This is a genomic window from Halomonas sp. SIMBA_159 (genome assembly GCF_046536035.1).
GTDB classification, from domain to species: Bacteria; Pseudomonadota; Gammaproteobacteria; order Pseudomonadales; family Halomonadaceae; genus Vreelandella; species Vreelandella venusta_A.
Map to the genome: position 1 here is coordinate 1 of NZ_JAWJBT010000524.1, position 274 is coordinate 274.

1 protein-coding gene is annotated in these 274 nt (G+C 70.4%); it reads left to right on the forward strand.

Annotated elements, in window-relative coordinates:
- Positions 1-274 (forward strand): FAD-dependent oxidoreductase (locus R0J87_RS20295; protein ID WP_498888513.1); only part of this gene is annotated, 274 nt, incomplete at both ends.

Genomic DNA, 274 nt, shown 5'->3' on the forward strand with positions numbered 1-274 from the left:
CTATCCCAACGGCATCTCGACCTCGCTGCCGGAGGCGGTGCAGGCGGCGCTGGTTGCCTCCATTCCGGGGCTGGAGGCTGCCCAGATCCTGCAGCCGGGCTACGCGATCGAATACGATCACGTCGATCCGCGGGAGCTGCACGCCTGGCTGGAGACACGGCGCATTCCGGGACTGTTTCTGGCCGGCCAGATCAACGGCACCACCGGCTACGAGGAAGCGGCGGCCCAGGGGCTGCTGGCCGGGGCCAACGCGGCACTGCAGGCCGGCGGCACG